At 65.5% G+C, this 17489-nt stretch carries 26 protein-coding genes; 16 read left to right on the plus strand and 10 right to left on the minus strand.

What is annotated here, in order from left to right:
- Positions 1–80 precede the first annotated feature (80 nt).
- Genes rplS through ffh form a run of 5 tightly spaced genes read right to left on the minus strand, consistent with a single transcriptional unit; the run spans position 81 to position 3653 of the window.
- Complete coding sequence (rplS, locus tag AC3WT0_RS02075; protein WP_492751032.1) at positions 81–461, minus strand: 50S ribosomal protein L19; 381 nt, start codon at positions 459–461, stop codon at positions 81–83.
- A gap of 4 nt (positions 462–465) precedes the next feature.
- A complete protein-coding gene (gene trmD, locus AC3WT0_RS02080; RefSeq protein ID WP_492751034.1) occupies positions 466–1194 on the minus strand; it encodes a tRNA (guanosine(37)-N1)-methyltransferase TrmD in 729 nt (242 codons plus the stop codon).
- On the minus strand, positions 1191–1667 hold the full coding sequence (rimM, locus tag AC3WT0_RS02085; protein WP_492751037.1) for a ribosome maturation factor RimM: 477 nt from the start codon (positions 1665–1667) through the stop codon (positions 1191–1193). Before rimM ends, trmD begins: the two co-directional genes overlap by 4 nt.
- Positions 1668–2153 (minus strand): 30S ribosomal protein S16, encoded by a 486-nt coding sequence (gene rpsP, locus AC3WT0_RS02090; protein WP_492751039.1) that lies wholly within the window; start codon positions 2151–2153, stop codon positions 1668–1670.
- A gap of 21 nt (positions 2154–2174) precedes the next feature.
- Entirely contained in the window at positions 2175–3653 is a 1479-nt protein-coding gene (gene ffh, locus AC3WT0_RS02095; protein ID WP_492751041.1) for a signal recognition particle protein, read from the minus strand.
- 251 nt (positions 3654–3904) lie between these two features.
- Here ffh and AC3WT0_RS02100 point away from each other — a divergent pair, with 251 nt between their 5' ends.
- From AC3WT0_RS02100 to AC3WT0_RS02120, 5 genes are all read left to right on the plus strand, one after another.
- Positions 3905–5548 (plus strand): putative bifunctional diguanylate cyclase/phosphodiesterase, encoded by a 1644-nt coding sequence (locus AC3WT0_RS02100; RefSeq protein ID WP_492751042.1) that lies wholly within the window; start codon positions 3905–3907, stop codon positions 5546–5548.
- A gap of 48 nt (positions 5549–5596) precedes the next feature.
- On the plus strand, positions 5597–6403 hold the full coding sequence (dapF, locus tag AC3WT0_RS02105) for a diaminopimelate epimerase (protein ID WP_492751043.1): 807 nt from the start codon (positions 5597–5599) through the stop codon (positions 6401–6403).
- Positions 6400–7605: a tRNA (N(6)-L-threonylcarbamoyladenosine(37)-C(2))-methylthiotransferase MtaB gene (gene mtaB / locus AC3WT0_RS02110; RefSeq protein ID WP_492751044.1), complete on the plus strand. Its 1206-nt coding sequence runs from the start codon at positions 6400–6402 to the stop codon at positions 7603–7605. Before dapF ends, mtaB begins: the two co-directional genes overlap by 4 nt.
- Positions 7602–8531 (plus strand): signal recognition particle-docking protein FtsY, encoded by a 930-nt coding sequence (gene ftsY / locus AC3WT0_RS02115; RefSeq protein ID WP_492751046.1) that lies wholly within the window; start codon positions 7602–7604, stop codon positions 8529–8531. Before mtaB ends, ftsY begins: the two co-directional genes overlap by 4 nt.
- A 114-nt stretch (positions 8532–8645) precedes the next feature.
- Complete coding sequence (locus AC3WT0_RS02120; protein ID WP_492751048.1) at positions 8646–9275, plus strand: septation protein A; 630 nt, start codon at positions 8646–8648, stop codon at positions 9273–9275.
- Positions 9276–9428: 153 nt separating this feature from the next.
- Here AC3WT0_RS02120 and AC3WT0_RS02125 read toward each other — a convergent pair whose 3' ends face one another.
- Positions 9429–10052 (minus strand): superoxide dismutase, encoded by a 624-nt coding sequence (locus AC3WT0_RS02125; RefSeq protein ID WP_492751049.1) that lies wholly within the window; start codon positions 10050–10052, stop codon positions 9429–9431.
- Positions 10053–10351: 299 nt separating this feature from the next.
- The gene (pspF, locus tag AC3WT0_RS02130) at positions 10352–11410 is read right to left on the minus strand and encodes a phage shock protein operon transcriptional activator (RefSeq protein ID WP_492751050.1); all 1059 of its coding nucleotides are present in this window, start codon (positions 11408–11410) and stop codon (positions 10352–10354) included.
- A gap of 193 nt (positions 11411–11603) precedes the next feature.
- Between pspF and AC3WT0_RS02135 the strand changes: the two genes are divergently transcribed.
- The 11 genes from AC3WT0_RS02135 (at position 11604) to AC3WT0_RS02185 (ending at position 15611) form a co-directional block, all read left to right on the plus strand.
- Positions 11604–11765, plus strand: a complete 162-nt coding sequence (locus AC3WT0_RS02135) for a hypothetical protein (RefSeq protein WP_492751051.1) — start codon at positions 11604–11606, stop codon at positions 11763–11765.
- Positions 11766–11878: 113 nt separating this feature from the next.
- Complete coding sequence (gene pspA, locus AC3WT0_RS02140; protein WP_492751053.1) at positions 11879–12562, plus strand: phage shock protein PspA; 684 nt, start codon at positions 11879–11881, stop codon at positions 12560–12562.
- A gap of 4 nt (positions 12563–12566) precedes the next feature.
- Positions 12567–12839, plus strand: a complete 273-nt coding sequence (pspB, locus tag AC3WT0_RS02145; protein WP_492751054.1) for an envelope stress response membrane protein PspB — start codon at positions 12567–12569, stop codon at positions 12837–12839.
- Positions 12836–13216: an envelope stress response membrane protein PspC gene (pspC, locus tag AC3WT0_RS02150; protein ID WP_492751055.1), complete on the plus strand. Its 381-nt coding sequence runs from the start codon at positions 12836–12838 to the stop codon at positions 13214–13216. Before pspB ends, pspC begins: the two co-directional genes overlap by 4 nt.
- A 65-nt stretch (positions 13217–13281) precedes the next feature.
- A complete protein-coding gene (locus AC3WT0_RS02155) occupies positions 13282–13572 on the plus strand; it encodes a hypothetical protein (protein WP_492751057.1) in 291 nt (96 codons plus the stop codon).
- 79 nt (positions 13573–13651) lie between these two features.
- Entirely contained in the window at positions 13652–13975 is a 324-nt protein-coding gene (locus AC3WT0_RS02160) for a hypothetical protein (protein WP_492751059.1), read from the plus strand.
- Between the two features lie 12 nt (positions 13976–13987).
- On the plus strand, positions 13988–14245 hold the full coding sequence (locus AC3WT0_RS02165) for a hypothetical protein (protein WP_492751061.1): 258 nt from the start codon (positions 13988–13990) through the stop codon (positions 14243–14245).
- 11 nt (positions 14246–14256) lie between these two features.
- A complete protein-coding gene (locus tag AC3WT0_RS02170; RefSeq protein WP_492751062.1) occupies positions 14257–14520 on the plus strand; it encodes a hypothetical protein in 264 nt (87 codons plus the stop codon).
- A 19-nt stretch (positions 14521–14539) separates the two neighbouring features.
- Positions 14540–14800 (plus strand): hypothetical protein, encoded by a 261-nt coding sequence (locus AC3WT0_RS02175; RefSeq protein WP_492751064.1) that lies wholly within the window; start codon positions 14540–14542, stop codon positions 14798–14800.
- A gap of 28 nt (positions 14801–14828) precedes the next feature.
- The gene (locus AC3WT0_RS02180; RefSeq protein ID WP_492751065.1) at positions 14829–15065 is read left to right on the plus strand and encodes a hypothetical protein; all 237 of its coding nucleotides are present in this window, start codon (positions 14829–14831) and stop codon (positions 15063–15065) included.
- Between the two features lie 135 nt (positions 15066–15200).
- Positions 15201–15611 carry a SufE family protein gene (locus tag AC3WT0_RS02185; protein WP_492751067.1) on the plus strand — a complete coding sequence of 137 codons (411 nt, stop codon included), beginning with the start codon at positions 15201–15203 and terminating at the stop codon, positions 15609–15611.
- Positions 15612–15771: 160 nt separating this feature from the next.
- Here the strand turns inward: AC3WT0_RS02185 and AC3WT0_RS02190 are convergent, their stop codons facing one another.
- Genes AC3WT0_RS02190 through AC3WT0_RS02200 form a run of 3 tightly spaced genes read right to left on the minus strand, consistent with a single transcriptional unit; the run spans position 15772 to position 17447 of the window.
- A complete protein-coding gene (locus tag AC3WT0_RS02190) occupies positions 15772–16080 on the minus strand; it encodes a (2Fe-2S) ferredoxin domain-containing protein (RefSeq protein WP_492751068.1) in 309 nt (102 codons plus the stop codon).
- Complete coding sequence (locus tag AC3WT0_RS02195; RefSeq protein WP_492751195.1) at positions 16077–16607, minus strand: J domain-containing protein; 531 nt, start codon at positions 16605–16607, stop codon at positions 16077–16079. The genes AC3WT0_RS02190 and AC3WT0_RS02195 overlap by 4 nt, the downstream gene beginning before the upstream one ends.
- Positions 16608–16652: 45 nt before the next feature.
- Complete coding sequence (locus AC3WT0_RS02200; RefSeq protein WP_492751069.1) at positions 16653–17447, minus strand: LD-carboxypeptidase; 795 nt, start codon at positions 17445–17447, stop codon at positions 16653–16655.
- Between the last annotated feature and the right edge of the window lie 42 nt (positions 17448–17489).

Genomic DNA, 17489 nt, shown 5'->3' on the forward strand with positions numbered 1-17489 from the left:
GATCCTGAACGAGGAACGGGCGCCGACACCAAGATGCCGACGCCCGTTCGTAGCCTGCGAAACGCGGGAACGAAAGCCGATCAGGCCTCCGCCGTCTCGCGCGTGTCGCGACGTTCGGCGATACGGGCCGACTTGCCGCGACGGCCGCGCAGATAATAGAGCTTCGCGCGACGGACGACGCCGCGACGCACGACCTCGATCGAATCGATGTTCGGCGAATAGAGCGGGAAGACGCGCTCGACGCCTTCGCCGAACGAAATCTTGCGGACGGTGAACGACGAACCCATGCCCTTGTTGGCGCGGGCGATGCAGACGCCTTCATAGGCCTGAACGCGGGTGCGCTCGCCTTCGACGACCTTCACGCCGACGCGGACGGTGTCGCCCGGACGGAATTCGGGAATCTTCTTGGTGCTGTTGAACTGCTCGATCGCCTCGGCTTCGAGCTGCTGGATGAGGTTCATGCCTCTAGTCCTTCTTCTTCGCATGCGCACCAGAGGGCGACTGGTCCCGAGCGCCGACATAGCGCTCCCAAAGGTCCGGCCGCCTTAGCCGTGTATCATCTTCCGCCCTTTGTTTCCGCCAGGCGGCGATTTTCGCATGATCCCCCGATCGCAGCACTTCAGGGATCGTGCGCCCTTCCCATTCGACAGGTCGGGTATAGTGCGGATATTCGAGGAGGCCGCTTTCGAAGCTTTCCTCGTCTCCGCTCGAAGCCGCGCCCATTACGCCGGGAAGCAGCCGAATGCAAGCGTCAAGCAGCACCAGCGCGCCCATCTCGCCGCCCGACAATATATAGTCGCCGATCGAGACCGGCTCGATCGCCCGCCCCTCGAAAATCCGTTCGTCGAAGCCCTCGAAACGGCCGCACAGGATGATCGCACCCGGCCCTTCCGCAAGCGTGCGAACACGCTGCTGGGTGAGCGGGCGCCCACGCGGGCTCATCGCCAGTATCGGCCGTTCGTCAGCCACGCTGTCGACCGCCGCAGCCAGTACGTCGGCGCGTAGCACCATCCCAGCCCCGCCGCCGGCCGGCGTGTCGTCGACCGTGCGATGCTTGTCGGCAGCGAAGTCGCGGATGTTGACGGCATCGAGCGACCAGCGCCCTTCCGCCATCGCACGCCCCGCAAGCGAGGTGCCGAGCGGCCCCGGAAACATGCCCGGGTAAAGCGTCAGGACCGTGGCGGCGAAGCTCATCGCTCGACGAAGGCGTCGGCCACGACGATGCTATCGCCCCATTCGGGCACCGCCTCGGGCCGCATCGGGACCATGAAGCGCTTGCCGGTGGCGCGTTCGATCTCGATCACGTCGCCCGCGCCGAAATTCTCGACAGCGACGCAGATGCCGAGCGCCTCGCCCGTGTCCGAGACGACAGGCAGGCCGATCAGATCGACATGATAATATTCGCCCTCGGCCAGCGGGGGCAGTTCGCTGCGGGGCACGACCAGTTCGGTACCGCGCAACGCTTCGGCGGCGTTACGGTCTGCGATCTCGGCGAAGCGCGCGATCGCGCCATTGCTGCCGTCGCGCAGCGACTTGAGCGTCAGCGCGCCGCCATTGAAGCTTTTATAGCGCTTCAGCGCGTCCGCGAAGACCTTGAGGCGGACTTCCCCCATCACGCCGTGCGCGCCCGTGACGACGGCGAGCGTGACGGGGGAATGCTTTGCCACTTAGGCCTCGGCCGGCGGGGTTTCCTCAGCGACCGCCTCGGCAACCGCTTCGGCTTCCGGGGTCGGCTCTTCGGTCGCGGCTTCGATCTCGGCGGCCATCACAGCTTCGGTCTCGGCCTGCGACGCCTCGGTCTCTGCTTCCTGCGCGGCCTTCAGCTTCTCGGCACGCTCCTCGGCGCGCTCCTTGGCCTTCTCGCCCGGCTCACCCTTCTTCGGGTTGCTGCGCGCGGCGCGTTCCTTGACGCCCGCGGCGTCGAAGAAGCGGGCGACGCGGTCGGTCGGCTGCGCACCGACGCTCAGCCAGTGCTTCGCACGATCGGTGTCGAGCTTCACGCGCTCCGGGCTGTCCTTGGCGAGCAGCGGGTTATAGGTGCCGATCTTCTCTATGAAATTGCCGTCGCGCGGGCTGCGCGCGTCGGCGACGACGATGCGGTAATAGGGGCGCTTCTTGGAACCGCCGCGCGAGAGACGAATGGAAACTGCCATCTTAACTTCCTTTGCTTGAACTTATTTCTTCTTCAAAAAATTCTGGAACCCAGGCGGGAGCTTGGGCATGTCGCCGCCGGGAAGGCCCGGAAGCCCCGACAGATCGGGCATGCCGCCCGCGCCGCCGGGAAGGCCGCCGCCCAGCGCACCGCCGAGCCCGCCGCCCTTGCCGAACATCGCGGCCAGACCCTTCAGCCCGCCCATCTTGCGGAGCTTCTTGATCGTGGTCGCCATTTCCTGATGCATCTTGAGCAGGCGGTTCACGTCCTGAACCGTCGTGCCGCTGCCCTTGGCGATGCGGATCTTGCGCTTGGCATTGAGCAGTTCGGGCTTCGCGCGCTCCTTGGGCGTCATCGAGGTGATGATCGCATCCATGCGCACGAGTATCTTGTCGTCGACCGCGCCCGACGCCATCGCCGCCTGCGCCTTCTTCATGCCCGGAATCATGCCGGCGAGCGCGCCGAGGCCGCCCATGCGCTTCATCTGGGCAAGCTGGGCGCGCAGGTCGTTCATGTCGAACTGGCCCTTGGCCATCTTGGCGGCAAGCGCCTCGGCCTCGTCCTGCTTGATCGTCTCGGCCGCGCGCTCGACGAGGCCGACGACGTCGCCCATGCCAAGGATGCGCCCGGCGACGCGCGAGGGATGGAAAGCCTCGAGCTGGTCGAGCTTTTCGCCGACGCCCGCGAACTTGATCGGCTTGCCGGTGACCGCGCGCATCGACAGCGCGGCGCCGCCGCGCGCATCGCCGTCCATGCGGGTGAGCACCACGCCGGTCAGCGGCACCTGCTCGGAGAAGCTCTTCGCGACATTGACCGCGTCCTGACCGGTCAGCGAGTCGACGACGAGGAGGATTTCCTGCGGCTGCGCGACATCGGCGACCGCCTTCATCTCGTCCATCAGTGCCTGGTCGACATGCAGGCGGCCCGCCGTGTCGAGCATCAGCACGTCATAGCCCTGGAGCCTGGCGGCGCTCAGCGCCCGGCGCGCGATATCGACGGGCAACTGCCCCGCGACGATCGGCAGGGTCGCGACCTTGGTCTGCTCGCCCAGCGTCGCCAGCTGCTCCTGCGCGGCGGGACGATTGACGTCGAGCGACGCCATCAGGACCTTTTTCCGGTCCTTCTCGGCAAGGCGCTTCGCGATCTTGGCGGTCGTCGTCGTCTTGCCCGAGCCCTGCAGGCCGACCATCATGATGATCGCGGGCGGGGTGACGTCGATCGCGAGATCGCTCGAATCTGCGCCCAGCATCTCGACGAGCGCGTCGTTGACGATCTTGACGACCTGCTGGCCCGGCGTGACCGACTTCAGCACCTGCTGCCCCACGGCCTGCTCGGTCACCTTGTCGACGAAATCGCGAACGACGGGGAGCGCAACGTCGGCCTCGAGCAGCGCGATGCGCACCTCGCGCATCGCCGCGCGCACGTCGGCTTCATTCAGCGCGCCGCGCCCGCGAAGACGGTCGAAAACGCCGCCGAGCCGATCGCTCAAAGTGTCGAACATGCACTCACTCCATTGCGCCTCCCGCTGTCCGGGTCGTAACGCAAAAAACGCCGGTGGGCGAAACCTCGCCGACCAGCGTGCGCCCTGCAGGCGCTTGCATCAGACCTTTCCCCGGAAGGAAATGTTGCCGCGCCCCTAACCGATCCGCGCCCGGGACGCAAGCGAGGGCGAGTACCCCCGCGTTAACATCTTATAGAGCCGGAAATGCGATCAGAGGCAGCACAACAGGGTTTCCGGCACGCGGGGGAGTCATGGGCGTTCAGGACAATGACAAGGACGAAGGCGGCCGCAGCCCCCTTTCCATCGCCAATCGCGAGATTGTCGCGGGCGGCATCGTTGTTGCCACGATCTTCCTCTTCGTCGCCAATGGCAGCGCGGTCCTGCCCTCGATCGGCCAGCTGATCTCGGGCGCGGGCGCCAATGCCGATACGGTCCTCGCGACCACGCTGATCCTCAACATCGCGCTGCTGCTGTTCGGCTGGCGACGTTATGTCGATCTCTCGCGCGAAGTGCGCGAACGCACCGAGGCCGAGGCGCGCGTCCGCGCGCTGGCCTATAGCGACACGTTGACCGGCCTGCCCAATCGCCACGCTTTCCTCGAGGACGGCGCGGAAATGATCGAGAAGACAGCGAAGCGCGGCAAGTACGTCGCGGTGCTGCTGCTCGACCTCGACCATTTCAAGACGGTCAACGACGTGAACGGTCATGCCGCCGGCGACGCCGTACTCGGCGTCGCATCGAGCATCATCGCGGCCGGACTGCCGACCGACGCCATCGCGGCGCGGCTGGGCGGCGACGAATTCGCCTGCGCCATCCCCTTCGATCCCGCCGCCCCCGAAGTCGTCGATCTCGTCGCCGAAAGCATCGTCGCGCGGCTCAGCCGTCCGCTCGAAGCGAAGGGGATCAGCGCGCATATCAGCGTGTCGATCGGCATCGCCCGGACCGAGGCCGATTGCGAGACGATCGAAGCACTGATCCGCCGCGCCGACATCGCCATGTATGTTTCCAAGAATCAAGGCCGCAGCCGTTACAACTGGTTCGACGGATCGATGGAGCGCGAGTTGCAGACGCGCAATGCGATCGAACTCGGCATGCGCGACGGCATTCCGCAGGGCCAGTTCGTGCCTTATTACGAACAGCAGATCGACCTGACCACAGGCCGTCTCCACGGCTTCGAGATTCTCGCGCGCTGGATCCACCCGACGCGCGGCATCGTCCCGCCCGACATCTTCATTCCGATCGCCGAGGAAACCGGCATGATCGGCGATCTTTCGCTGTCGGTCATGCGCCAGGCCTTCATGGAAGCGAAGAGCTGGGACCGCTCGATCATGCTGTCGGTCAACATCTCGCCGATGCAGCTCAAGGATCCCTGGCTTGCGCAGAAGATCGTCAAGCTGCTGATCGAGACCGGCTTCCCCGCCCAGCGCCTCGAAGTCGAGATCACCGAAAGCTCGCTGTTCGAGAATCTCGGCCTCGCCCAGTCGATCGTCGGCAGCCTGAAGAATCAGGGCATCCGCATCGCGCTCGACGATTTCGGCACGGGCTATTCGAGCCTTGCGCATCTGCGCGCGCTGCCCTTCGACCGGATCAAGATCGACCGCAGCTTCGTCTCGTCGATCAACGAGAATTCGGAAAGCGCCGCGATCGTCAACGCGATCACGCGGCTGGGCGAAAGCCTCAACCTGCCGATCACCGCCGAAGGCATAGAGGATTCGGTCATCGAGGCGCGCCTGCGCGAACTGGGCTGCAGCAAGGGCCAGGGCTGGCTTTTCGGCAAGCCGATGGACCTGCCCAGCGTCCGCGCGCTGCTCGCCGACCGCGGCCTTCTGCCGACCGCGCGCGAACCCGCGCCCGTCGCGCCGATCGCCAAGGCGCGCCAGCGCAAGGCCGGCTGACCGCCTCCAAGATGGACTTCGGCGCGTCGCGACCCTAAGTCGCGCGCGATGCGCTTCGCCTTTCACAAGATGCACGGGCTCGGCAACGACTTTGTCGTCGTGGATGCACGCGCGCGCGCCTTTGCCGTGAACGCACGGCTGGCGCAGGCGATCGCCGACCGGCATCGCGGCATCGGCTGCGATCAACTGATCCTGCTCGAGCCGTCCGACATTGCCGATCTCAAGATGCGTATCTTCAATCCCGATGGCGGCGAGGTCGAGGCGTGCGGCAATGCCACGCGCTGCGTCGCCAGCCTGATCGGCGGCGCGCTGAGCATCGAGACCGCCGGCGGGTTGCTCCGGGCCGAAGGCGAAGCCGCCAATGCGCGCGTCGATATGGGGGCACCACGCTTCGACTGGGATGCGATCCCCCTCGCCTACGCCAAGGACACTGCGGACATGCCGGTCGGCTGGGAAGCGCTCGACCGGCCGATGGCGGTCAACGTCGGCAATCCGCACGTCATCTTCTTCGTCGAGAATATCGATGCGATCGCGCTCGAGCGGCTGGGGCCGCTGATCGAGCATGATCCGCTCTTTCCCGAACGCGTGAACGTCAACGTCGCCGAGATCGTCGCGCGCGACCATATCCGCCTGCGCGTGTGGGAACGCGGCGCGGGGCTGACGCTCGCGTGCGGCACCGGCGCCTGCGCAACGGCAGTCGCAGCGATCCGGCGCAACCTGGTCGACGCGCCTGTGCGCGTGACGCTGCCCGGCGGCGATTTGATGATCGACTGGCACGAGGGCGGGACGATCGGCATGGCGGGGCCTGCAACGCTCGTCTTCTCCGGCGAGGCGGACAGCGAGGCGTTCGGATGAGCGCGCAGACGATCACGCTAGGTTGTCGGTTGAACATCGCGGAATCGGCCGCGATGCGCGAGCTTGCCGGGGGGTCGGCGGACGATCTGGTGATCGTCAACAGCTGCGCGGTGACGGCGGAAGCCGTGCGCCAGACGCGCAAGGCGATCCGCAAGGCGCGGCGCGAGCGCCCCGATGCACGGCTGTTCGTCACCGGCTGCGCGGTCGAGATCGACCCGCTTTCGTTCGAATCCATGCCCGAAGTGACGCGGATATTGCGCGGCCCCGACAAGTTCGACGCGAAGAGCTTCGGCCTCCCCGCCGCGACCACCGCGCCGCCGCACGCAGTGGACGAGACGCACGCCCGGGCCTTCGTCGAAGTGCAGAATGGCTGCGACCATCGCTGCACCTTCTGCATCATCCCGCATGCGCGAGGAGCCGCGCGCTCGCTGCCCGCCGGCGCGGTGATCGATCGGATCCGCGCGCTCGTCGCGGCCGGCAAGCGCGAAATCGTGCTGACCGGCGTCGATGTCACCAGCTATGGCGGCGACCTGCCCGGCAAGCCCGGGCTCGGCAACCTGGTCGGTCGCATCCTGCGGCTGGTTCCCGATCTGCCGCGCCTGCGGCTCTCCTCGCTCGACCCCGTCGAGATCGACGACGAGCTGGTCGCGCTGATCGAAAGCGAGCCGCGGCTGATGCCGCATCTCCATCTGTCGCTGCAGGCGGGCGACGACATGGTGCTCAAGCGGATGAAGCGCCGCCACCTGCGCGCGGATGCGATCGCACTCGTCGAGCGGATCAAGGCGGCGCGCCCGGAAATTTCGATCGGCGCGGATATTATCGCAGGTTTTCCAACGGAAACCGAGTCGATGTTTGCAAACAGCCTGAAGATCGTCGCCGAGTGCGACATCGTGCATGGCCATATCTTCCCCTATTCGCCGCGCGAAGGCACGCCAGCGGCGCACATGCCGCAGGTGGCGCCCGAAGTAGCCCGCGCCCGCGCCCGCCTGCTCCGCGAAGCCTGCGAAGCGCGCCGCGATGGCTGGCTCGACGCGCTGATCGGAACGGTGCAGACGATGCTGGTCGAGCAGGACGGGCTGACCGGCCATGCCGAGAATTTCGCCAGGATCCGCCTCCCCGCGCCTGCCGCGCCGGGCAGCATCATCGCCGCGCCGATCGTCGCGCGCGAAGACGACACATTGATTTCCGGAGCAATTGCATGAGCGACAAGCGCTGGCACGAGAAGCTGCTCGGCGGCTTCAAGCGCACCTCGGACCGGTTGGGCGAGAACCTCACCGGGCTGTTCACCAAGAGCGCGCTCGACCGCGAGACGCTGGACGAGATCGAGGAAGCGCTGATCGTCTCCGATCTCGGCCCCGCGACGGCCGGGCGCGTGCGCGAACGGCTGGCCGAGGGCCGCTTCGAGCGCGGGCTCGACGAAGCCGGGGTACGCGAGGTCGTGGCCGAGGAGATCGCCAAGGTGCTCGCCCCCGTCGCAGAGCCGCTGGAGATCGACGCCTTCCCGCGCCCGCAGGTAATCCTCGTCATCGGGGTCAACGGATCGGGCAAGACGACGACGATCGCCAAGCTGGCGCATCTGTTCCTCGAGCAGGACTATGGCGTGATGCTGGCCGCCGGCGACACGTTCCGCGCCGCCGCGATCGGCCAGCTCAAGGTTTGGGCCGAGCGGATCGGCGTGCCGATCGTCACGGGCGCCGAGGGCGGCGACGCTGCCGGGCTGGTATGGGACGCGGTGAAACAGGCGACGGCGACGGGCATCGACGTGCTGATCGTCGACACCGCCGGCCGCCTACAGAACAAGCGCGAGCTGATGGACGAGCTGGCGAAGATCCGCCGCGTCCTTGGCCGCCTCAACCCCGAAGCGCCGCACGACGTCGTCCTCGTCCTCGATGCGACGACGGGGCAGAACGCCTTGTCGCAGATCGAGATTTTCAAGGAAGTGGCCGGCGTCACCGGCCTCGTCATGACCAAGCTCGACGGCACGGCACGCGGCGGCGTGCTCGTCGCGGCGGCGGAGAAGTTCCGGCTGCCGATCCATGCGATCGGCGTCGGCGAGGGCATGGACGATCTGCGCCCCTTCGATCCGCAGGAACTGGCGCGCGCGATCGCGGGCGTCGACGAAAAGTAAAATTGCGCCATCCAGGTCGAATCTGTCGAAGCCCTTCGCTTCTTCCTTCGTTCAGCATGCAGGACGTAAAGGGCTTCGACGGGCCCAGCCCGACCGGAATTTGAGGATCAACACGTGACCAACCCCGCCCCCGCCAAGGAAGCGCTCTCCCCCGGGCTGCGCATGGCCATCGACTTCGGGCCGCTGGCGACCTTCTTCGCCGCCAATGCGCTGGCGCCCGAGCCCAAGCTGATGAAAGTGCTGGTCGCGACGACTGCCTTCGTGATCGCCACGGTGATCGCCATGATCGTGTCCTGGGCGAAATCGGGACGCGTCTCGCCGATGCTGTGGATCAGCGGCGGGCTCGTCGTCGTGTTCGGCGGCCTGACCCTGTGGTTCCACGACCAGACCTTCATCCAGGTGAAGCCGACGATCGTCTACGCGATGTTCTCGATCATCCTCACCTACGGGCTGATCAGCGGCCGGCCGCTGCTCAAGATGCTGCTGGAAAATGCCTATCCGGGATTGAACGACATCGGATGGCGCAAGCTGACGATCAACTGGGCGATCTTCTTCGCGGGCATGGCCGTGCTCAACGAGATCGTCTGGCGCACCCAAAGCTGGGATTTCTGGGTCGGCTTCAAGCTGTGGGGTGCGATCCCGATGACCATATTGTTCGCGATGGCCAATATCCCGATGCTGATGAAGCACGGGCTGACCGCCGAGACCGCGAAGGATTCGCCGCCGGTTCCGCCCGAAGGCTGAGGTTTTCAATGCTCAAATGCAGAGTGCTCCGGCGAAAGCCGGAGCACTTCTGTGTGCGTCATTGCGAGCGGGGCGAAGCAATCCAGTGCGATTTTCGCCATCGGCTGGATTGCTTCGTCGGCTTCGCCTCCTCGCAATGACGGCGGGTGAGCGTTACGCGCCCGGCTGGTCGGCGCGGCTGACGCCCTTGCCGTCCAGATTCTGCTCGACGAAATCCCAGTTGATCGCGCCCGCGAGCAGCGCATCGAGATAGCTCGGGCGCGCGTTGCGATAGTCGATATAATAGGCATGTTCCCACACATCGATCGTCAGCAGCGGCGTCAGGCCGTGGACGAGCGGCGTATCGGCATCGTGAAGCGAGGTGACCTTGAGCGCGTCGCCATCGAGCACCAGCCAGGCCCAGCCGCTGGCGAAGTGGCCGACGGCTTCGGTCTTCAGCGTTTCGAGCAGCTTTTTGGTCGAGCCGAACGAGGCGTCGATCTTCGACTGCAGCGCGGCGCTGGGCGTCTTCTTCTCAGGGGTGAGGCCCAGCCAGTAGAAGCTGTGGTTCCAGATCTGTGCGCTGTTGTTGAACAGGCCCTTGTTGCCGCTGTCCTTCGCCGCCTTGATCACTTCGCTCAGCGAAGCGTTGGCGAGGCCCGCCGCTTCGGCCTGCTTGTTGGTGTTGTCGACATAGGCCTTGTGATGCTTGCCGTAATGGAAGTCGAAGGTCTCTTCCGACAGAATGTCTCCGAACGCGGTCTTGGCGTAGGGCAGTTCGGGGAGGACGAAAGCCATGTCAGGTCTCCTTAATGAGGGGCTTCGGCGTGAGTCCGGTCGTCGCCGCTGCTAACGCATGGCGGCGGGAAATGTCCCGCGTTATCTTTGCGAAACGTTCGCAGAAAGCAGGGATTCTGAGCCCCTTTCCATCATTGCGAGCGCAGCGAAGCAATCCAGTACGAAGTCGGGCATGTTCTGGATTGCTTCGCTGCGCTCGCAATGACGGCGTGATAATCCGTGCTCGGCGGAAGCCCGATTCCGTGGGATATCGAGCCACAGGGCGCGTGACTCCTATGCTCCTGCTTCCGCAGGAGCACTTATGTGGGTTGACCTACAGCGACCACGTTGAGCAGCTCATGCTTGCGCAGTGCGTGGCGAAGCTGGTCGTAGGTCAGCGACAGCGCCTTCGCAGTCAGGCGCTGATTGTAGCGGCAGCGCTGGAGCGCCTCGGTCAGCAGCTTCTTCTCATAGGCTTCGCACGCCGAGCGGAAGTCCCCGACCTCCTCGATCGTGACGTTGACCTCGACATTGGCGGCAGGCGCGGCGGCCATGGGGGCGGCCTGCGCCGTAGCGAGCGAGCGTGCAGCCTCGCCCTTCGGCGCCCAGGGCGAGGCGAAGGGATCGAACTGGATATCGTCGATCGGCCGTTCGGGATCGTCCCAGCGATAGACGGCGCGCTCGATGACATTGCGCAGCTCGCGGACGTTGCCCGGCCAGCGATGCGCGAGCAGCGTCGCCATCGCGTCGTCCGAAAAGCCCGGCCAGTGCGGCCAATCCAGCTCGGCAGCCATGCGGCGACCGAAATGATCGGCGAGCACCGGCACGTCGCCCTCGCGCGCGCGCAGCGGCGGCAGCGTGACCACTTCGAACGACAGGCGATCGAGCAGGTCGGCACGGAAGCGGTTCTGATCGACGAGCGCGGGCAGATTCTCGTTGGTGGCAGCGACGATGCGGACATCGACGCGCACGGGCCGGGACGATCCGATCCGCGTCACCTCGCCATATTCGACCGCGCGCAACAGCCTTTCCTGTGCGGCGGCGGACAGCGTGCCCAGCTCGTCGAGGAACAATGTGCCGCCATCGGCTTCCTCGAAGCGGCCGGCGCGCGCGCGCGTGGCGCCGGTGAAGGCGCCCGCCTCATGCCCGAACAGTTCGGCCTCGATCAGCGTTTCGGGAAGCGCCGCGCAGTTGATGATGATCAGGGGGCCATCCCAGCGCGGCGACAGGCGGTGAAGGCGCTCCGCGACCAGTTCCTTGCCCGTCCCGCGCTCGCCGATCACCAGCACGGGGCGATTGAGCGCCGCGGCGCGGCTGGCCCGCTCGACCGAGTCGAGAAAGGCGAGCGATTGACCGATGAATGCATTGGCCCTGTCCATGCCGCGATATGGTGCAATTTCCCAACAGTTGGCAATGAAAAAATGCCAAGCCGCCAATCAACTGCTGAAAAAATGGCGGAAATCCGTGTTGCGCAAAAACTGGCACGCGCCCTGCAATGCTTTGGACAAGCCGCCGGGGAAGCCCACGGCGCCAGATTTGAGACACCGCATTCGAGATACAGGGAGACCAGAAATGTTCAGCAGCTTCGAATTCCGCAAGACCGCCTCCGCGATCCTCTGCACCGTCCTGTTTAGCACCACCTGCGTGCTGAGCGCCGTGGGCCCGGCCCGCGCCAACGACGCCCAGGTGATCCGGACAGTCGCTGACAACACCGTCTCGGCGCCGCTGGCATGACCGAGACCAGCGCCGGGATGAGCGCGCTTCCCCCCTCACGCGCGCTCGTCCCGGCACCCCGCCTTCAGCGGACCCACACTACCCCTTCCCAACCGCGTTTCAGGAGCCAATCGATGGGAATTTTCTCGCGAACCCGTGACATCATCGCCGCCAACGTCACCGATCTGCTCGATCGGGCCGAGGATCCGGCGAAGATGGTCCGCATGATCATCCTGGAGATGGAGGAAACGCTGGTCGAGGTCCGCGCTTCGGCTGCCCGCACCATCGCCGATCAGAAGGAAATGCGCCGCCACATCGCCAAGCTCGACAAGCTGCAGGACAGCTGGACCGAGAAGGCCGAGCTGGCGCTCTCCAAGGGTCGCGAGGATCTCGCTAAGGCCGCGCTGGTCGAAAAGCAGAAGGCGAAGGACATGGCCGAGCAGCTCGAAGCCGAGATTTCGGTGCTCGACGACGCGCTCCGCGCCTCGGAAGCCGACATCGCCAAGCTGCAGGGCAAGCTGCGCGAGGCGCGCGCCCGCCAGAACGCGATCGTCACCCGCATGGAAAGCGCGCACAATCGCCTGAAGATGCGCGAGGCCTATGCCGGCCCGAAGATCGACGAGGCGTTCAGCCGCTTCGACATGCTCGAGCGCCGCGCCGACCTGGCCGAGGGCCGCGCCGAAGCCGCCGGTTTCGGGGCCGCGCCCAAGAGCCTCGAGGAAGAGATTGCCGAGCTGCGCTCGAACGAGAAGGTCGAGGCCGAGCTGGAAGCCCTGAAGGCCAAGGCGCTGGGACGCCCGACCGAACAGGAGGGCTGATCCGATGGAAGACGTGCTCGTCCCCATCTTCGTCTGCGGCTTCCTCTTCGTCGCGATGCCATGGCTGATCCTCCACTACGTCACCCAGTGGAAGAAGGCCGGCGGGATCACCCGCGAAGATGAACAACTGCTCGACGAACTGCACGAGATGGCCCGCCGGCTCGACGATCGGATGAATTCGATCGAGCGGATCATCGCCGCCGACAACCCCGGACTGGAGCTGCGCCGCCCGGCTCCGGACTATCTGGAAACCAAGATCAGGGGAGAAATTCAATGAGCGTCAGCCGCACCAAATTCTACCTCGACAAGCAGAACGCCAAATGGTCGGGCGTCTGCGCGGGGATCGCCGACTATACCGGCGTCGACGTGATGTGGGTCCGCATCGGACTGGTCATCCTGACCTTCATCGGCGGTTTCCCCTGGACGCTGATCGCATACTTCATGGCCGCCTGGATGGGCACCCCCAAGCCGGTGGGCCTCTATTCCAGCGCCGAGGATGCGAAGTTCTGGCAAGGCGTCCGCACCTCGCCCGCCCGTTCCACCCGCGACGTCCGCGCCAAGTTCCGCGACATCGACCGCCGCCTGGCCGACGTCGAGCTCTACTACACCAGCCGCAACAGCCGGTTGGCCGACGAGATCGACAGCCTGCGCTGAACAGACATTGCCCGGCTTGCGGTTGACCCAGCGTCAACCGCTAGACCGGACAGGGGAGAAAAATGATGAGCTTCCAAGGTCCGACTTTCGTCCTTGCGATCATCGCGATGAGCATGGTGGCCTGGGTCATCACCACCGCCATCCGGGCCAAGCATGGCTACCCGATCGAGAATGAATGGGGCGGCAAGGTCGATCGCCACAACCCCGATCAGGAACGCGCCATCGGCCTGCTTTCGAACGAGAATGAGAAACTGAAGGGTCAGATCACGCGGCTGGAGGAACGGATCGCAGTGCTCGAGCGGATCGCCACCGACCGGCCCAACCGCCTCGCCGAGGAAATCGACAAGCTACGCTGATCGAAGCGGGGTTGCGGTTCGTCGAAACCGGATCGCCCTCGCCGCCCGACGCGCCAGCAGTCAAACAGGGACATCAGGCATGAACGACAAACTCATCTTCTTCACGCAGATCGCGCCAATCATCGCCACCGTCGCGGCAATCGGCGTCGGCGGGTGGGTGCTCACCACCTGGATGCGGATCAAGAACGGCTACCCGCTCGACGGAGCCTGGGGCCAGGCGGTCTATCCGCGCAAGGATGCCGAGACGCAGGAACGCGTGAAGCTGCTGACGCAGGAGAACGCCCAGCTCCGTGCCGAGCTCGGCTCGATCAAGGATCGCCTCGCCAATGTCGAGCGCATCGTCACCGACAGCGCGCACAGCCTCGATCGCGAGATCGACGCGCTGCGCAACAAGACGAACTGAGGAGCGCGCGACATGGAACCCTATGTCTTCCTTGGCTTCTTCTTCATCGTCGTGGGCATCCCCGTGCTCGCCGGCATCTACAAGAGCCATCTGAAGTACAAGGAAAAGCAGCTTGAGGTGATGGGCGCGCAGACCGCCGAGAAAGCCGCGCAATATGCGGCGCACACCGAGCGGCTGGAACAGCGTGTCCGCGTCCTCGAGCGCATCGCCACCGATCGCGGCGTCGACCTCTCGACCGAGATCGACAGCCTTCGCGATCAGGCGCACTGAGGAACAGGGCCATGACCATATTCAGCCCCGCCACCATCTGGGTTCTGATCCCGCTCGCCGCGATCGCGGTAAAGGGCTTCCGCAGCTGGCTGCAGCTGAAGGAACGCCAGCTTGAAGCGCAGTCGCGCGAGACTGCCGAGAAGACTGCCCAATATGCCGCCCATACCGAGCGACTGGAGCAGCGCATGCGCGTCCTCGAACGCATCGTCACCGACAAGGGGATCGATGTGTCCGACGAGATCGAGAAGCTGCGCGACCGGCCCCCGCTCAACTGATTGATCGGAGAAGAAGACAATGAACCCGTTCGAAATGGTTGTCGCGATCGTCTTCATCACCGCGGTCGCCAGCGTCATCCGCGCCAAATATGGCGTCGTGCGCATCGGCCGCGGCCGGAACGCCCGCGAGGAATTCGTCGGCCGCGACGACCCGGAGAAGGAACGCCTGCGCGAGGAGCTGAAGGCGCTCAAGGAACGTGTGGCGGTGCTCGAACGCCTCGCCACCGATGACAGCAGCAGCCTGGAGCGCGAGATCGAACGTCTCCGCGACAAGGCTTGAACCGCATCACGAAGAAAGGGACGCCGTCATGAACGACCCCGTGATCATCCTCACTATCGCCGCCAGCACGCTGGCCGGGCTGGCGATGCTTTCGGCCGCCGGATTGCGCGGCTGGCGCGGATGGCTCGATCTCAAGCGGCTGGAAATCCAGCAGCACCAGATCGAATCCGCCCCCTCGACCACCGCGGGATCGCGCATCGAAATCGCCGATCTGAAGGAACGCATCCGCAAGCTGGAAGCGATCGCTGCCGGGGTGGATCTGTGACATGCCGAGATCGTCATTGCGAGCGTAGCGAAGCAATCCGGCAAGCCGCCGAACATCGGCTGGATTGCTTCGCTACGCTCGCAATGACGACGATGTGGGGATGACCTGAGCGCTTCCCCGCACTAAGTGGCCGGCATGACCAGCAGCCTTGCCGATGTCCTTGCCGACTACGAACTGTTCGAACCCGACGATCGCTATCGCCAACTGATCGATCTCGGCCGCGCCCTCGAGGCGATGCCCGATCCGTTGAAAACCGATGCAACCCTGGTCCGCGGCTGCTCGGCGTCGGTCTGGGTCTATCCGATGCGTCGCGACGACGGCCGGCTGCATTTCCTGGCCGACAGCAATGCCGCGATCACCAAGGGGATCATCGCGCTTGTGCTGCTGACCGTGCAGGATCGCAGCCCTGCGGAGATCGTCGCGACCGACATCGCGGAAGCGCTGGCGCCCTTCGACCTGAAGAGCCAGCTCAGCTCGAACCGGACACAGGGCATTCCCAACATGATCGCACTGATCCGCGAGACCGCCGAGCGCTATCTGGGCTAGCCTCCGATCGGATGCACTCCATCTTCGTCATCCCGGACTTGATCCGGAATCCATGAACACTGCCTTTTCAGAATGGGTCTGCGTTCATGGATTCCCAGCTTCGCGGGGATGACGGTTGGTGTGGAGGGTCAGCGCACGCCGGGGGATAGCGGCACAGGCCTCAATCCTCGTCGGCCAGCCCCAGCTCGCGGACCAGATCGCCGACGTCGGCGCCTTCGCGGACCAGTATCCAGTCCTGCCCGCGCCGCGTATCGACCATCGTCACGGCATGTTTGGGGCAGACACCGAGGCATTTGGTCTCGATGATGCCGACGCGCGCCTTGCGTCCCTTGCCGCCGCCGGTTTCCTTCTTGAGCGCCTTGGCGAGGCCGGTCTTGCCCTTGGGGCCGAAGCCGCCGCCGAGCTTCTTCGAGCATTTGCCGCAGACGAGCAGCGTCGCCTGCCAGTTCGATCGGACCGAGGATTTCACGCCGCGCGCCGTTCCTCAGCGCTGCGCAGCACTTCATAAGCCGCCTGGATCGCCTGAAAGCGCACCGCCGCATCGGCGTCGCCGGGCTTCACATCGGGGTGGTTGGCCTTGGCAAGCCGCCGCCATGCGGCCTTCACCGCCTCGAAATCGGCATCGGCCTCAAGCTCCAGCACGCCCAGCGCACGCATCTCGTCGCGCGATCGGCTACCGTCGCCGGGGCCCGCCCAGCGGCTGTGCGCCGATTGGGTGAACCCGCCGGCATCGCGCCGCTCGTCGGCCTCGCGCTGCGCGGCTTCCTCGTCGCTGAGGCCCTGAAAATAGTCCCAGTTCGCGTTATATTCGGCGGCATGGCGCTCGCAGAAATACCAGCGTTCGCGGCTGTTGGGCGCCTTGGGCGCGGGGCGATCGCCCACCTCGTCGCAGCCATGGCGATCGCACAGGCGCACCTCGGCCGCCGCGCGCGACGAACCATATTCGCGCCAGCGTGGAAAACCCCAATCGAGTGAACGAGTCTGTCGGCGAGCCATAGGGCGCAGATAGGTGCCACGCCGCATTGCACAAGCCAAGCGCGATCAGCCGAACGGCACGATCCGATTATCGGAATCATGACCGATATCAGCACGCCCGAGGAAAGGGATTCCCGAGGCGCGGCACCAATGCTCGGCGATCGCCACTTCATCCATGCCGAAATCGACGTCGTTCTCGGGGATGAGGCTGCACCGGCCCAGCCGGATTCCGGCGACGCGGCGGATGTTCGCATTGGCCGTGATCTGCGCAAAGGCGCGGTCGATCGCGTAGTGATATTCGCTGACTTCCTCCAGCATCAGCACATGGCCGGAAAGATCGGGCTGCCAGGGCGTGCCGATCAGATGCGCGAGGATAGTGATGTTGAAGGCCGCGCGGCGACCGGGCGAAGGCTCCAGCGCCGCCGAATCGCGATTGACCAGCCAGTCGATGGCGCGCAGCACCGCGCGCTCGCCGCCCTCGCGCTTCAGGTCGGCAGGCATGGGGCCATGCGCGAGATGGTGGAAACCCGCGCCGTAGAAGGCGCCGAGCAGCGTCCCCATGTCGCTATAGCCCAGCCAGGGCTTAGCGCGCGCCGCAGGCCCGAGCGCGGGCAGCACGCGCTCGACGATGCGCGCCGATCCATAGCCGCCGCGCGCGAACCAGATCGCGTCGATCGCCGGATCATTGGCATAGGCGACAAGCGCCGCCGCGCGTTCCTCGTCGCTGCCGGCAAAATGGCCGTGGGTGCTGAAGCATTGCGGGTGGATCACCAGTTCGGCGCTGCGACCGACCAGCGCCAGCAGCCGTTCGGCGAGCGCCGGCTCGATCCGTCCCGCCGGCGCCACGATCCCGATCCTCATGCCTTCACCCAGCTTGTATGCTCATGCGAAATCCCTGATAGC

This window comes from Sphingomonas sp. EU05-FHT14C10 (genome assembly GCF_058790595.1).

Coding starts and splice junctions, on each gene's coding strand:
- AC3WT0_RS02200 (WP_492751069.1), bottom strand. CDS start 17,447: ATGAGGATCGGGATCGTGGCGCCGGCGGGACGGATCGAGCCGGCGCTC.
- AC3WT0_RS02185 (WP_492751067.1), top strand. CDS start 15,201: ATGACCAGCAGCCTTGCCGATGTCCTTGCCGACTACGAACTGTTCGAA.
- pspA (WP_492751053.1), top strand. CDS start 11,879: ATGGGAATTTTCTCGCGAACCCGTGACATCATCGCCGCCAACGTCACC.
- pspB (WP_492751054.1), top strand. CDS start 12,567: ATGGAAGACGTGCTCGTCCCCATCTTCGTCTGCGGCTTCCTCTTCGTC.
- pspF (WP_492751050.1), bottom strand. CDS start 11,410: ATGGACAGGGCCAATGCATTCATCGGTCAATCGCTCGCCTTTCTCGAC.
- pspC (WP_492751055.1), top strand. CDS start 12,836: ATGAGCGTCAGCCGCACCAAATTCTACCTCGACAAGCAGAACGCCAAA.
- AC3WT0_RS02100 (WP_492751042.1), top strand. CDS start 3,905: ATGGGCGTTCAGGACAATGACAAGGACGAAGGCGGCCGCAGCCCCCTT.
- AC3WT0_RS02175 (WP_492751064.1), top strand. CDS start 14,540: ATGAACCCGTTCGAAATGGTTGTCGCGATCGTCTTCATCACCGCGGTC.
- AC3WT0_RS02165 (WP_492751061.1), top strand. CDS start 13,988: ATGGAACCCTATGTCTTCCTTGGCTTCTTCTTCATCGTCGTGGGCATC.
- mtaB (WP_492751044.1), top strand. CDS start 6,400: ATGAGCGCGCAGACGATCACGCTAGGTTGTCGGTTGAACATCGCGGAA.
- AC3WT0_RS02180 (WP_492751065.1), top strand. CDS start 14,829: ATGAACGACCCCGTGATCATCCTCACTATCGCCGCCAGCACGCTGGCC.
- AC3WT0_RS02160 (WP_492751059.1), top strand. CDS start 13,652: ATGAACGACAAACTCATCTTCTTCACGCAGATCGCGCCAATCATCGCC.
- AC3WT0_RS02170 (WP_492751062.1), top strand. CDS start 14,257: ATGACCATATTCAGCCCCGCCACCATCTGGGTTCTGATCCCGCTCGCC.
- ftsY (WP_492751046.1), top strand. CDS start 7,602: ATGAGCGACAAGCGCTGGCACGAGAAGCTGCTCGGCGGCTTCAAGCGC.
- dapF (WP_492751043.1), top strand. CDS start 5,597: ATGCGCTTCGCCTTTCACAAGATGCACGGGCTCGGCAACGACTTTGTC.
- AC3WT0_RS02155 (WP_492751057.1), top strand. CDS start 13,282: ATGAGCTTCCAAGGTCCGACTTTCGTCCTTGCGATCATCGCGATGAGC.
- ffh (WP_492751041.1), bottom strand. CDS start 3,653: ATGTTCGACACTTTGAGCGATCGGCTCGGCGGCGTTTTCGACCGTCTT.
- AC3WT0_RS02195 (WP_492751195.1), bottom strand. CDS start 16,607: ATGGCTCGCCGACAGACTCGTTCACTCGATTGGGGTTTTCCACGCTGG.
- AC3WT0_RS02135 (WP_492751051.1), top strand. CDS start 11,604: ATGTTCAGCAGCTTCGAATTCCGCAAGACCGCCTCCGCGATCCTCTGC.
- rpsP (WP_492751039.1), bottom strand. CDS start 2,153: ATGGCAGTTTCCATTCGTCTCTCGCGCGGCGGTTCCAAGAAGCGCCCC.
- rplS (WP_492751032.1), bottom strand. CDS start 461: ATGAACCTCATCCAGCAGCTCGAAGCCGAGGCGATCGAGCAGTTCAAC.
- trmD (WP_492751034.1), bottom strand. CDS start 1,194: ATGAGCTTCGCCGCCACGGTCCTGACGCTTTACCCGGGCATGTTTCCG.
- AC3WT0_RS02125 (WP_492751049.1), bottom strand. CDS start 10,052: ATGGCTTTCGTCCTCCCCGAACTGCCCTACGCCAAGACCGCGTTCGGA.